We start from the raw sequence: 13,215 nt of genomic DNA on the forward strand, positions 1-13,215 counted from the left end.
CCCAGGTCGTGAAAGACTGGATCAACGCCGATGAGTGATAACCGAGCCGTTACCGCCAAGCTGAGCCGCGTCGACAAGGCAGCCATCCTGCTGCTTTCACTGGGCGAAACCGATGCCGCGCAGGTGCTGCGCCACATGGGGCCCAAGGAAGTGCAGCGGGTGGGGGTGGCCATGGCGCAGATGGGCAACATTCACCGCGACCAGGTCGAGCAGGTGATGAGCGAGTTTGTCGAAGTGGTCGGCGACCAGACCAGCCTGGGCGTGGGTTCCGATGCCTATATCCGCAAGATGCTCAACCAGGCGCTGGGTGAAGACAAGGCCAATGGCCTGGTAGACCGCATTCTGCTGGGCGGCAACACCAGCGGCCTGGACAGCCTGAAATGGATGGAACCGCGTGCGGTTGCCGACGTGATCCGCTACGAACACCCGCAGATCCAGGCCATCGTGGTGGCCTACCTCGACCCGGACCAGGCGGGTGAAGTGCTGAGCAACTTCGACCACAAGGTGCGTTTGGACATTGTGTTGCGGGTATCGTCGCTGAACACCGTGCAACCGGCTGCGTTGAAAGAGCTGAACCAGATTCTGGAGAAGCAGTTCTCCGGCAACTCCAATGCCGCGCGTACCACCTTGGGTGGCATCAAGCGCGCTGCCGACATCATGAACTTCCTCGACAGCTCGGTGGAAGGCGCGTTGATGGACTCGATCCGCGAGATCGACAGCGACCTGTCCGAGCAGATCGAAGACTTGATGTTCGTGTTCAACAACCTGGCCGACGTCGACGACCGCGGTATCCAGGCGCTGTTGCGCGAGGTGTCTTCGGACGTGCTGGTGGTATCGCTCAAGGGTGCAGACGAGCGGGTCAAGGACAAGATCTTCAAGAATATGTCCAAGCGTGCCTCCGAACTGCTGCGCGACGACCTCGAGGCCAAGGGCCCGGTGCGGGTCAGCGACGTGGAAACGGCGCAGAAGGAAATCCTCACCATCGCCCGCCGCATGGCCGACGCCGGCGAAATCGTCCTCGGCGGCAAGGGCGCCGAAGAAATGATCTAAAAGCTGCAAGCTTTAAGCTGCAAGCGGCAAGAAAAAGCAGCCCCATGCAGCCTGCTTAGGCTTGTAGCTTTAAGCTGCAAGATACAAGCTTCAAGGGGTAAGAAAAAAGAAGCCCTCATGCAGTCTGCTTTGGCTTGCAGCTTGCAGCTTGCAGCTTGCAGCTTGCAGCTTGCAGCTATTTAAACAGGCGAGTTCATGTCCACCAAAGAACACCATCCCAGCGACCTGATCCGTGCCCGTGACCTTGAGGGTGTGGACGTATGGGCGCTGCCCAGCTTTGACCCCCAGCCGCCGCCTCGGTCCGAACCCGAACAACCGGTAGAAGTGGAAGAAGAGGTCGAGGAAGTGCCGCTGGAAGACGTCCAGCCGCTTACCCTTGAAGAACTCGAAGCCATTCGCCAGGAAGCCTACAACGAGGGCTTTGCCACCGGTGAGCGTGAAGGTTTTCACAGCACCCAGCTGAAGGTGCGTCAAGAAGCCGACGAAGCCCTTAAGGTGAAGCTGGCCAGCCTCGAACGCTTGATGACCCATCTGATGGAACCGATCGCCGAGCAGGACACGCACATCGAGAAAACCCTGGTGCACCTGGTGGCCCACATCACCCGGCAGGTGATTGGCCGCGAATTGCACAACGATTCCAGCCAGATCACCCAGGTACTGCGCGGCGCGCTGAAACTGCTGCCGATGGGCGCTGACAACATCCGCATCCACCTCAACCCGCAGGACTTCGCACTGGCCAAGGCCCTGCGCGAGCGCCATGAAGAAAACTGGCGGCTGCTGGAAGACAGCACCTTGCTGCCGGGCGGATGCCGCATCGAAACGACCCAAAGCCGCATCGACGCGACCATGGAAACCCGCATCGAAAAAGCGGTGGCACAACTGTTCGATCAATTGCACGACCATTCCCTGCACCCTGCCGCCGCTGACCTTTCGGTAGACCTGGATGCACCGGTGGAGCCAGCGGATGCGCCTTGAACGCACCAGCTTCGGCAAGCGCCTGGGCACTTACGCCGAGGCCATCGAGCTGCCTGCGCAACCGGTTGTCGAAGGCCGCCTGCTGCGCATGGTGGGGCTGACCCTGGAAGCCGAAGGCCTGCGCGCTGCCGTGGGCAGCCGTTGCCTGGTCATCAACGATGACAGCTACCACCCGGTGCAGGTCGAAGCCGAAGTGATGGGCTTCGCCGGGCCCAAGGTGTTCCTGATGCCGGTGGGCAGCATTGTCGGCATTGCCCCTGGCGCGCGGGTGGTGCCGCTGGACGACGGCGGTCGCCTGCCCATGGGCATGAGCATGCTGGGCCGGGTGCTCGATGGCGCCGGCCGTGCACTGGATGGCAAGGGTGGCATGAAGGCCGAGGACTGGGTGCCCATGGACGGCCCGGTGATCAACCCGCTCAACCGCGACCCTATCAGCAAGCCGCTGGACGTGGGCATTCGCAGTATCAATGGCCTGCTTACCGTAGGCCGCGGTCAGCGCCTTGGCCTGTTTGCTGGCACCGGTGTGGGTAAGTCGGTGTTGCTGGGCATGATGACCCGTTTCACCGAAGCCGAGATCATTGTGGTGGGCCTGATTGGCGAACGGGGGCGCGAGGTGAAGGAGTTCATCGAGCACATCCTCGGCGAGGAGGGCATCAAGCGCTCGGTGGTGGTGGCATCGCCTGCCGATGATGCGCCGCTGATGCGTCTGCGCGCTGCCATGTACTGCACGCGCATCGCCGAGTACTTCCGCGACAAGGGTAAAAACGTGCTGCTGCTGATGGACTCGCTGACCCGCTTCGCCCAGGCCCAGCGGGAAATTGCCCTGGCCATCGGCGAACCGCCGGCTACCCGCGGTTATCCGCCGTCAGTGTTCGCCAAACTGCCCAAGCTGGTGGAGCGGGCCGGCAACGGGGAGGCGGGTGGCGGCTCCATCACCGCGTTCTACACGGTATTGTCCGAAGGCGATGACCAGCAGGACCCCATCGCCGACTCGGCGCGGGGCGTGCTGGACGGTCACTTCGTGCTGTCGCGGCGCCTGGCCGAAGAGGGCCATTACCCGGCCATTGATATCGAGGCCTCCATCAGCCGGGTAATGCCGCAGGTGGTGGATGCCGATCACCTGCGCGAAGCGCAGAAGTTCAAGCAGCTGTGGTCGCGCCTTTCGCAAAGCCGCGACCTGATCAGCGTGGGGGCCTATGTGGCCGGTGGCGACCCCGAAACGGATTTGGCCATCGCCTTGCAGTCACGCCTGGTCGAGTATTTGCGCCAGGGGTTGCAGGAGAACGTGGGCATGGCGCAAAGCCGCGACCAGTTGGGGGCGATTTTCACGCCCCCGGCAGGCTGATAGCCGGTGGCGCTGCCAGGGCGCGCCGCGCGCCTTGCGCCGGTGGTGGGCATGGCCGAAGAAGCCGAGCGCAAGGCCGCCCAGCGCCTGGGGCATTTCCAGCAGCAGGTGGCCACGGCCCAGGCCAAGCTGGCAGAGCTGGAGCGCTTTCGCGAGGATTACCAGCAGCAGTGGATCAACCGCGGTGGCCAGGGCGTGAATGGCAGTTGGCTGGTCAATTACCAGCGCTTTCTCGGGCAGCTCGAAACCGCCATGACCCAGCAGCGTCAGAGCCTGGTGTGGCACCAGAACAACCTCAACAATGCCCGGGGCATGTGGCAGCAGGCCTACGCGCGGGTTGAAGGGTTGCGCAAACTGGTGCAGCGCTACATGGACGAAGCCCGGCGTGCCGAAGACAAGCGTGAGCAGCGCCTGCTCGATGAACTGTCCCAGCGCCTGCCGCGCCAGGAACCGCTCTAGCCTCCACCACTTGCGGCCTCCACCTGTGGCTGCTACACCTTCATGAGGACGCACCCGCCATCATCGAAGGAATCGCTGAAATGGCAGTTGAAACGGATTTTTCGCAGGACGGCAAAAAGCTCACAATCAGGATTAAAGGGCGCTTCGATTTCGGCAGGCACCAGGAATTTCGCGATGCCTACGAGCGTCAGCCAAGCCGCCCCGATGCCGTGGTGGTCGACCTGCAAGACACCACTTACCTCGACAGTTCGGCGCTGGGCATGCTGTTGATGCTGCGCGACTACGCCGGGGGCGATGAAGCCGATGTGCGGGTGGTGCACGCCAGCTCGGATGTGCGCAAGATCCTCGCCATCTCCAATTTCGACAAACTCTTCGACATCAGTTGAGCGCCAATATGCCGGCCGGGCAGGGTTTGACGGTGCTGGTTGCTGAGGACAGTGACGTCGACCGCATGCTTCTGGCGCAGATCGTCAAGCGCCAGGGGCACCAGGTGGTCACTGCGCAGAACGGCCAGGAAGCGGTGGCATTGTTCAGCGAACGGCGCCCGCAGCTGGTGTTGCTCGATGCGCTGATGCCGGTGATGGATGGTTTCGAGGCCGCTCGGCAGATCAAGGCCCTGGCCGGCGAGGCGCTGGTGCCGATCATCTTTCTGACATCCCTCAATGAAGAGCAGGCGCTGGTGCGGTGCCTGGAGGCGGGCGGCGATGACTTCATGGCCAAGCCCTACAGTGCCGTGATCCTGGCTGCCAAGATCCGCGCCATGGACCGCCTGCGCCGGCTGCAGGACACGGTGCTCCAGCAGCGTGACCAGATCGCCCGGCACCACCACCACCTGCTGAACGAACAGCGGGTAGCCAAGGCGGTATTCGACAAGGTCGCCCACTCCGGTTGCCTTGGCGCGCCCAACATCCGCTTTGTGCAGTCGCCTTACGCACTGTTCAATGGCGACCTGATGCTCGCGGCCTTTACGCCGTCCGGTGACATGCGCGTATTCCTCGGGGATTTCACCGGCCATGGCCTGCCGGCAGCGGTCGGCGCCATGCCCCTGGCCGAGGTGTTCTACGGCATGACGGCCAAGGGCTACACCATGCCCCAGGTGCTGCGCGAGATGAACGCCAAGCTCAAACGCATCCTGCCCGTCGACATGTTCTGCTGCGCGCTGTTGCTCAACCTCAGCCAGCAGCGGGCGGTAGTGGAGGTATGGAACGGCGGCATGCCCGACGGCTACCGCCTGTCGGCGGAAGGTGCTGTACTGACGCCATTGCAGTCACGTCATCTACCGTTGGGTATTCTGGGGCCTGGGCAGTTCGATGACGCTGTCGAGGTATGGCCGCTGGCCGCAGGCGAGCGGGTTCTGTTGCTGTCCGACGGCGTGCTGGAAACAGCAGATGCCCAGGAGCGCCTGTTCGGCGAGCAGCGCCTGCGGTCGGTGTTGGCCGGCAACCGCGAGCCAGCGCTGCTGTTCAGTGAGCTGATGCAGGCGCTGGCGCTGTTTGGTGGGCAGCCACGGGATGACATTAGTTTGTGCGATATCCGCATGCCCGGCGCCCAAGAGCCGTTGCCGGCTCCTGTAAACTACCCGGACAGTGGCCCGACCAGCCCGGCAGACTGGTCGCTGGGGTTCGAGGTTCGCGGGCAAAGCCTGCGTCAGTTCAACCCCGTACCGTACCTGGTGCAGTTGTTGCAGCAGGTTCATGGTCTGCGTACCCGTGGCGGGAACCTGTACAGTGTGCTCAGCGAGTTGTACTCCAACGCGCTTGAACATGGCGTGCTTGGCCTGGATTCGCAGCTCAAGCGGGATGTGCAGGGGTTTGCCGACTATTATCAGGAGCGCGCTCGGCGCCTGGCATTGTTGAGCGAGGGCTTCGTGCGCATCGACCTTGTGGTTGAACCGCATGCCCAGGGCGGGCGTCTGAAGATCGACGTGCGTGACAGCGGTGAGGGTTTCGACGTGCAGCAGGTGCTGTCACGGGCGGCATTGCAACAAGGGCTGAGTGGGCGCGGGCTGGAACTGGTCCGGCGCCTGTCCAGCAGTGCAACCTGGGCCGAAGGTGGCCGGTGCGCACGCGTGGAGTTCGCCTGGTGAGCCTGGGGCGGGCTCGGGCATTTATCTGGCTTGATCAAGGAGCGAACAAGTGGCTGACATGCATATCGACCACAAGGTACTCAGCGACCTGCGAGAAGTCATGGAAGATGGCTACCTGCAGCTGGTACAGACCTTTCTAGACGACTCCGAGCGGCGCCTGGGGCAACTGCATGCGGCGCGCAGCGCCCAGGAGCTGGGCGCCGCTGCCCACAGTTTCAAGGGCAGCAGCAGCAACATGGGCGCCGTTGCGCTGGCGGGCCTGTGCCAGCAACTGGAGGACCGTGCCCGCCGCCCCCCTTTGTTCGGCATCGAAGACCTGATCAGCCGTATCGATCAGGAGTTCGCCGAGGTGCAGCGCTTCTACCGTGCCGAGCAGCAGGGAATATCCGCAGGCTGACAGGTAACTTGGCGCGACTTTTGCTCATACACCGACGTGATCATTCAGTTTATGGCGCGGAGACCGCTCAATGCCTGTCGCATCCAACCCCTTGTTGCAAGCCAATACCCTTGGCGATGCCTCCCGTACGGCGCCCGCGTCAGCGGGCAAAACGCCGCAGGTACAGGCTAACAACGGCGATGGGTTCGGCCAGGTAATGGCGCGTCAGGGGCGTGACAAGGTTGCCGGCCCTGCCGATAAAGCTGTTGCCGGCAAACCGTCGGACAAGAGTGATGGGGCTGTTAGCGGCAAGCAGTCGGCAGCCGACAAGGGCAAGGTTGCCGATGACGGCAATAAGTTGCCGGCCGAGGACACCACTGCGGCCGACACCGGCATGCGTGACGCCAGCCTCGTCGCTGGGCAGGTCACCGACGCCCCACCAGGCGCGCAACTGATCCAGGCCCAGGCACAGGCCGTGGCACCCGTGCTCCAGGCCGCCGGCCCGCAGCCTGAGGAGTCACCTGCCGAGCAGGCGTTTGACCCGGATGCTGACCCGCTCGCCAATCTACCGACGCTGCGCCTGGCACTTGAGCACAGCGCCCAGGCCAAAGGCAGTACATCCGCTCATGCGCTGGACGCGGACCGCACTCAGGGCGAAAGCAATGCTGCTCCCGTCAATACCTTGGCGGGTGGCGTGACCAGTGCCGAGGGCGAGGCCGACGGTGCTGGCGACAAGGCCTTCGGCGCCTTGCTTGAAGATGGCCTCAAGGATACCAAGAGCGCCGCCAGCGATACCCGGGTTGATGATTTCGCCAGCCGCCTGGCCAACCTGACCCAGGCGGCCACAGCGAAGACCGCCAATGCCGTACCGGTCAACGCCAACCCGCTGCACCAGCCTCTGCCGATGAACCAGGGTGCCTGGACCGAAGGTTTGGTGAACCGGGTGATGTACCTGTCCAGCCAGAACCTGAAGTCGGCGGATATCCAACTGGAACCGGCCGAGCTGGGCCGCCTGGATATCCGTGTCAATGTGGCCGCCGACCAGCCCACCCAGGTGACCTTCATCAGCGGCCACGCTGGCGTACGCGACGCCCTGGACAGCCAGGTGCACCGGCTGCGTGAGTTGTTCACCCAGCAGGGCCTGGCGCAGCCGGACGTCAACGTTGCCGACCAGTCCCGCGGCCAGCAGCAAGGCCAGGCGCAGCAGCAGGGCAGCCAGTTGTCCGGGGTGGCTGCGCGCCGGGCGGAGCAGGGCGCCGCTGAAGCGACCGAGGCATCCAGGCCCGTCGAGCAGCAGGTGTTCATCGGCGACAGCGCGGTCGATTACTACGCCTGATTCGCCAACACGGCGATTCCCCCTTCGCGCAGCCGTAACCAGGGCTGCGCGCAATCTGGCATAACACTTGCTCAAGCCATCCCATTCTTCCTATAACCCCTGATGGACGACGGATTATTGGCATGGCGAATACCGAAGCAGTGAAAGACCCCGCCGCTAAAGGCAAACTCAAGCTGATCCTGCTCATCGTTGCTGGCTTGTTGCTGGCCGTTGGCCTGTCGGTGGGCGCCACCTGGTTCTTCATGCACAAGAGCGAGCCAGCCCCGGCTGCCGATGCCGCCGCTACCAACGTCAAGCCCGCCGCCATCTACGAGGCACTGACGCCGGCATTCGTCGTCAATTTCAACCAGAACGGCCGCCAGCGCTACATGCAGGTCAGCATCACCCTGCAGGCCCGCAACCAGGCGGACCTGGACGCGCTCAAGGTGCACATGCCGGTGATCCGCAACAACCTGGTGATGATGTTCTCCGGGGTCGGCTTCGATACCTTGGCCAGCAGTGCAGTGGGGCAAGAGATGCTGCGCCAGAAGGCTACCGTGGTGGTGCAGGAAGTGGCCCAGAAGGAAGTCGGCAAGCCGGTAATCGACCAGTTGCTGTTCACCAATTTCGTATTGCAGTAGGAGTGGGCAATGGCCGTACAGGACCTGCTGTCCCAGGATGAGATCGATGCCCTGTTGCATGGCGTCGACGACGGTCTGGTACAGACCGAGAGTGCATCCGAGCCTGGCAGCATCAAAAGCTACGACCTGACCAGCCAGGACCGCATTGTTCGGGGGCGCATGCCTACCCTCGAAATGATCAACGAACGCTTTGCCCGCTACACCCGCATCAGTATGTTCAACCTGTTGCGCCGCTCTGCCGACGTGGCAGTGGGGGGCGTGCAGGTGATGAAGTTCGGTGAGTACGTGCATTCGTTGTACGTGCCCACCAGCCTGAACCTGGTGAAGATCAAGCCGCTGCGCGGCACGTCGCTGTTCATCCTCGACGCCAAGCTGGTGTTCAAGCTGGTGGACAACTTCTTTGGCGGCGACGGCCGCCACGCCAAGATCGAAGGCCGCGAGTTCACCCCTACCGAATTGCGGGTGGTGCGCATGGTGCTGGACCAGTGCTTCATCGACCTCAAGGAGGCCTGGCAGACGATCATGCCGGTGAACTTCGAGTACATGAACTCCGAGGTCAACCCGGCCATGGCCAACATCGTCGGCCCCAGCGAGGCGGTGGTGGTGTCCACCTTCCACATCGAACTGGACGGCGGTGGCGGCGACCTGCACGTGACCATGCCGTACTCGATGATCGAGCCGGTGCGCGAGATGCTCGATGCGGGCTTCCAGTCCGACCTGGACGACCAGGACGAGCGCTGGGTCAAGGCCTTGCGCGAAGACGTGCTGGACGTTGCCGTGCCGGTGACCGCCACCGTCGCCCGCCGCCAGCTGAAACTGCGCGACATTCTGCACATGCAGCCTGGTGATGTGATCCCGGTCGAGCTGCCCGAGCACCTGGTGCTGCGCGCCAATGGCGTACCAGCGTTCAAGGCGCGCCTGGGCTCGCACAAGGGCAACCTGGCCCTGCAGATCATCGACCCGATCGAACGCCGCTGAGCGCGTGCCGCTCGCTTTTACCGAATTGAATGCCTGTCGAGGAAACCATGGCTAACGAAAACGAGATCACCTCTCCAGAAGACCAGGCGCTGGCCGATGAGTGGGCCGCGGCGCTGGAGGAAACCGGCGCGGCCGGCCAGGCCGATATCGATGCACTGCTGGGCGATACCAGCAACAACCCAGGGCCGGGTCGCCTGCCCATGGAAGAGTTTGCCAGCTCGCCCAAGCCCAACCCCAACGTCAGCCTGGAAGGCCCGAACCTTGATGTGATCCTGGACATCCCGGTGAGCATTTCCATGGAAGTGGGCAGCACCGAAATTAACATCCGCAACTTGCTGCAGCTCAACCAGGGCTCTGTGATCGAGCTCGACCGCCTGGCGGGTGAGCCGCTGGACGTGCTGGTCAACGGTACGCTGATCGCCCATGGCGAGGTGGTGGTGGTCAACGAGAAGTTCGGCATTCGCCTGACCGACGTGATCAGCCCCAGCGAACGTATCAAGAAGCTGCGCTGAGTGAAGGGCATGAGGCGCGCCATCGCGGCACCCATCGCACTGTTGGCCAGCCAGCTGTGCCAGGCCGCCGCCACGCCGGCACTGACCCCGGCGGCGCCACCGGGCAGCCTGAGCGGCCAGCTGGCGCAGATGGTGTTCGGCCTGCTGCTGGTAGTGGGGCTGATCTTTCTGCTGGCATGGCTGCTGCGGCGTGTGCAGGGCTCGGCGGTTAAGGGCGGGCAGGTGATCGAGATCGTCGGCAGCCGCGCCATCGGCCCGCGGGACCGGTTGCTGCTGGTGCAGGTGGGCAAGGAGCAGATCCTGATCGGTCACAGCCCCGGCAGCATCGAGACCCTGCATGTACTGGCAGAACCGGTCGAGGTACCGCAGGGGGCGCGCCAGGCAACACCTGAATTTGCCCAGCGGCTGATGGAACTGATGGGTAAGGACCCTAAGGACAAGACGCGATGAGCGCGACGCTGCGTACGTTGTTCACCCTGCTGCTGTTGCTGGCCGCGCCGCTGGCCCTGGCCGCCGACCCCTTGTCGATCCCCGCCATCACCTTGTCCAATGGGGCAAACGGGCAGCAGGAGTATTCGGTCAGCCTGCAGATTCTGCTGATCATGACGGCGCTGAGCTTCATCCCTGCGTTCGTCATCCTGATGACCAGCTTCACCCGCATCATCATTGTGTTCTCCATCCTGCGTCAGGCCCTGGGCCTGCAGCAGACACCGTCCAACCAGATCCTGACGGGGATGGCGCTGTTCCTCACCCTGTTCATCATGGCGCCGGTGTTCGACCGGGTGAACCAGACCGCCCTGCAGCCTTACCTGAACGAGCAGATGACCGCGCAGGAGGCCATCGACAAGGCCCAGGGGCCGCTGAAGGACTTCATGCTGGCGCAGACCCGGCAAAGCGACCTGGACCTGTTCATGCGTCTGTCCAAGCGCACCGACATCACCGGCCCCGACCAGGTGCCGCTGACCATTCTGGTGCCGTCGTTTGTCACCTCCGAGCTGAAGACGGCGTTCCAGATCGGCTTCATGATCTTCATTCCCTTTCTGATCATCGACATGGTGGTGGCCAGTGTGTTGATGGCCATGGGTATGATGATGCTGTCGCCGCTGATCATCTCGTTGCCGTTCAAGATCATGCTGTTCGTGCTGGTGGATGGCTGGGCGCTGATCATGGGTACGCTGGCTGGCAGTTTTGGTGGCGTGTGATGCCGCCTGGGAGCGCTGTGAATGACGCCTGAAGTTGCTGTCGACCTGTTCCGCGATGCCTTGTGGCTGACCACGCTGATGGTGGCCGTGCTGGTGGTGCCGAGCCTGCTGGTGGGGTTGATGGTGGCCATGTTCCAGGCCGCCACGCAGATCAACGAACAGACCCTGAGCTTTCTGCCGCGCCTGCTGGTGATGCTGGTCACGCTGATCGTGGCCGGGCCCTGGCTGGTGCAGAAGTTCATGGAGTACATCACCAACCTGTACACCAACATTCCGCAACTGATCGGTTGACGGCCTGATGCTGGAACTGACTGACACGCAGATCGGCACCTGGGTAGCCACGTTCATCCTGCCGTTGTTCAGGGTGACGGCGGTGCTGATGACCATGCCCATCTTCGGCACGCGCATGCTGCCGGCGCGGGTGCGCCTGTACGTTGCGGTGGCGATTACCGTGGTGATCGTGCCAGCGCTACCGCCACTCCCCCAGTTTGACCCCCTGAGCCTGCGCGGGCTGCTGCTGTGCGCCGAGCAGATCATCGTGGGCGCGCTGTTCGGCTTGGCCCTGCAGTTGCTGTTCCAGGCGTTCGTTATTGCCGGGCAGATCGTGGCGGTGCAGATGGGCATGGCGTTCGCGTCGATGGTGGACCCGGCCAACGGCGTGAACGTGGCGGTCATCAGCCAGTTCATGACCATGCTGGTGAGTGTGCTGTTTCTGCTGATGAACGGGCACCTGGTGGTGTTCGAGGTGCTGACCGAAAGCTTCACCACCTTGCCGGTGGGCAGTGCACTGATGGTGAACCACTTCTGGGAGTTGGCCGGGCGCATGAGCTGGATGTTCGCGGCCGGGTTGATCCTGATTCTGCCGGTGATTGCCGCCTTGCTGGTGGTGAACGTCGCTTTTGGCGTAATGACACGGGCGGCGCCGCAACTGAACATCTTCTCCATCGGTTTGCCGCTGACACTGGTCATGGGCATGCTGATTTTCTGGGTGGGCCTGGCCGATGTGTTGTCCCATTACCAGGCATTGGCCAGCGAGACGCTGCAATGGCTGCGTGAACTGGCGAGGGCGCGCTGAGCATGTCAGAGAGCGAGAGCGGTCAGGACAAGACAGAAGACCCCACCGAGAAACGCAAGCGCGACGCCCGCGAAAAGGGCGAGATCGCGCGCTCCAAAGAGCTGAACACGGTGGCGGTGACCCTGGCGGGCGCCGGCGGGCTGCTGGCGTTTGGCGGAAACCTGGCCGAGACGCTGCTGACGCTGATGCGCATGAACTTCAGCCTCACCCGTGAGGTGATTGTCGATGAGCGGTCGATGGGTGCGTTTTTGCTGGTGTCCGGCAAGATGGCCATCTGGGCTGTACAGCCTTTGCTCATCCTGTTGTTCGTGATCTCCTTCGTGGCCCCGATCGCCCTGGGCGGCTTTGTGTTTTCCGGTAGCCTGCTGCAACCCAAGTTCAGCCGCATGAACCCGCTGTCGGGGCTCAAGCGCATGTTCTCGATGCACGGCCTGACCGAACTGCTGAAGGCCATGGCGAAGTTTTGCGTGATTCTGATCGTGGCCGTGGTGGTGCTGGTCAACGACCGCCAGGCCTTGTTGTCGATTGCCAACGAGCCGCTGGAGCAGGCGATCATTCACAGCTTGCAGGTGGTGGGCTGGAGTGCCTTGTGGATGTCTGCCGGGCTGCTGCTGATTGCGGCAGCGGACGCACCGTACCAGCTGTGGCAGACCCACAAGAAAATGAAGATGACCAAGCAGGAAGTGCGCGACGAATACAAGGACAGCGAAGGCAAACCTGAGGTCAAGCAACGTATCCGCCAGTTGCAGCGCGAGGTGTCGCAGCGGCGCATGATGGCGGCCGTGCCCCAGGCCGACGTGATCATCACCAACCCCACCCATTACGCCGTGGCGTTGCAATACGACCCCGAAAACGGCAATGCGGCGCCTTTGCTGCTGGCCAAGGGCAGCGACTTCATGGCGCTCAAGATCCGGGAGATAGGGGTAGAGCACAAGGTGCAGATTCTGGAGTCACCGGCGCTGGCGCGGGCGATCTACTATTCCACCGACGTGGAGCACGAAATCCCTGCGGGCCTGTACCTGGCCGTTGCCCAGGTGTTGGCCTATGTATTCCAGATCCGCCAGTACCGCGCTGGCAAGGGCAAGCGCCCGGATCCGCTCAAGGATGACCTGCCGATTCCGGCGGATTTGCGGCGGGATAATTGACCCGGGGCATGGCTTTACACAGCCTCGCGCCCCCTGCCACAGGCAACGTTGGCCAG

The 13,215-nt window shown here is 63.0% G+C and carries 16 protein-coding genes; all 16 read left to right on the forward strand.

Features of this window, described 5'->3' with window-relative positions:
• Positions 1-30 precede the first annotated feature (30 nt).
• A complete protein-coding gene (gene fliG, locus APH25_RS06295; RefSeq protein WP_028633471.1) occupies positions 31-1,050 on the forward strand; it encodes a flagellar motor switch protein FliG in 1,020 nt (339 codons plus the stop codon).
• A gap of 195 nt (positions 1,051-1,245) precedes the next feature.
• Positions 1,246-2,025, forward strand: coding sequence for a flagellar assembly protein FliH (gene fliH, locus APH25_RS06300; protein ID WP_060481446.1), 780 nt, complete (start codon positions 1,246-1,248; stop codon positions 2,023-2,025).
• On the forward strand, positions 2,015-3,370 hold the full coding sequence (fliI, locus tag APH25_RS06305; protein WP_028633469.1) for a flagellar protein export ATPase FliI: 1,356 nt from the start codon (positions 2,015-2,017) through the stop codon (positions 3,368-3,370). Before fliH ends, fliI begins: the two co-directional genes overlap by 11 nt.
• 6 nt (positions 3,371-3,376) lie before the next feature.
• Positions 3,377-3,829, forward strand: coding sequence for a flagellar export protein FliJ (fliJ, locus tag APH25_RS06310; RefSeq protein WP_060481447.1), 453 nt, complete (start codon positions 3,377-3,379; stop codon positions 3,827-3,829).
• Between the two features lie 80 nt (positions 3,830-3,909).
• Positions 3,910-4,215 (forward strand): STAS domain-containing protein, encoded by a 306-nt coding sequence (locus APH25_RS06315; protein WP_028633467.1) that lies wholly within the window; start codon positions 3,910-3,912, stop codon positions 4,213-4,215.
• 8 nt (positions 4,216-4,223) lie between these two features.
• Complete coding sequence (locus APH25_RS06320; RefSeq protein ID WP_060481448.1) at positions 4,224-5,915, forward strand: fused response regulator/phosphatase; 1,692 nt, start codon at positions 4,224-4,226, stop codon at positions 5,913-5,915.
• A 49-nt stretch (positions 5,916-5,964) separates the two neighbouring features.
• The gene (locus APH25_RS06325) at positions 5,965-6,312 is read left to right on the forward strand and encodes an Hpt domain-containing protein (protein ID WP_028633465.1); all 348 of its coding nucleotides are present in this window, start codon (positions 5,965-5,967) and stop codon (positions 6,310-6,312) included.
• A 70-nt stretch (positions 6,313-6,382) separates the two neighbouring features.
• Positions 6,383-7,627 (forward strand): flagellar hook-length control protein FliK, encoded by a 1,245-nt coding sequence (locus APH25_RS06330; protein WP_060481449.1) that lies wholly within the window; start codon positions 6,383-6,385, stop codon positions 7,625-7,627.
• Between the two features lie 122 nt (positions 7,628-7,749).
• Positions 7,750-8,247, forward strand: a complete 498-nt coding sequence (gene fliL / locus APH25_RS06335; protein ID WP_028633463.1) for a flagellar basal body-associated protein FliL — start codon at positions 7,750-7,752, stop codon at positions 8,245-8,247.
• A 9-nt stretch (positions 8,248-8,256) separates the two neighbouring features.
• The gene (gene fliM, locus APH25_RS06340; RefSeq protein ID WP_060481450.1) at positions 8,257-9,225 is read left to right on the forward strand and encodes a flagellar motor switch protein FliM; all 969 of its coding nucleotides are present in this window, start codon (positions 8,257-8,259) and stop codon (positions 9,223-9,225) included.
• A 47-nt stretch (positions 9,226-9,272) separates the two neighbouring features.
• Positions 9,273-9,737 carry a flagellar motor switch protein FliN gene (gene fliN, locus APH25_RS06345; protein ID WP_028633461.1) on the forward strand — a complete coding sequence of 155 codons (465 nt, stop codon included), beginning with the start codon at positions 9,273-9,275 and terminating at the stop codon, positions 9,735-9,737.
• Complete coding sequence (fliO, locus tag APH25_RS06350) at positions 9,738-10,187, forward strand: flagellar biosynthetic protein FliO (protein WP_060481451.1); 450 nt, start codon at positions 9,738-9,740, stop codon at positions 10,185-10,187.
• Positions 10,184-10,939, forward strand: a complete 756-nt coding sequence (gene fliP, locus APH25_RS06355; protein ID WP_028633459.1) for a flagellar type III secretion system pore protein FliP — start codon at positions 10,184-10,186, stop codon at positions 10,937-10,939. Before fliO ends, fliP begins: the two co-directional genes overlap by 4 nt.
• Positions 10,940-10,960: 21 nt before the next feature.
• A complete protein-coding gene (fliQ, locus tag APH25_RS06360; RefSeq protein WP_028633458.1) occupies positions 10,961-11,230 on the forward strand; it encodes a flagellar biosynthesis protein FliQ in 270 nt (89 codons plus the stop codon).
• Positions 11,231-11,237: 7 nt separating this feature from the next.
• On the forward strand, positions 11,238-12,014 hold the full coding sequence (fliR, locus tag APH25_RS06365; protein WP_028633457.1) for a flagellar biosynthetic protein FliR: 777 nt from the start codon (positions 11,238-11,240) through the stop codon (positions 12,012-12,014).
• Positions 12,015-12,016: 2 nt separating this feature from the next.
• Complete coding sequence (gene flhB, locus APH25_RS06370; protein ID WP_028633456.1) at positions 12,017-13,159, forward strand: flagellar biosynthesis protein FlhB; 1,143 nt, start codon at positions 12,017-12,019, stop codon at positions 13,157-13,159.
• Positions 13,160-13,215: the final 56 nt, after the last annotated feature.

This window comes from Pseudomonas sp. NBRC 111119, from assembly GCF_001320125.1.
In the GTDB taxonomy this organism is placed as follows: domain Bacteria; phylum Pseudomonadota; class Gammaproteobacteria; order Pseudomonadales; family Pseudomonadaceae; genus Aquipseudomonas; species Aquipseudomonas parafulva.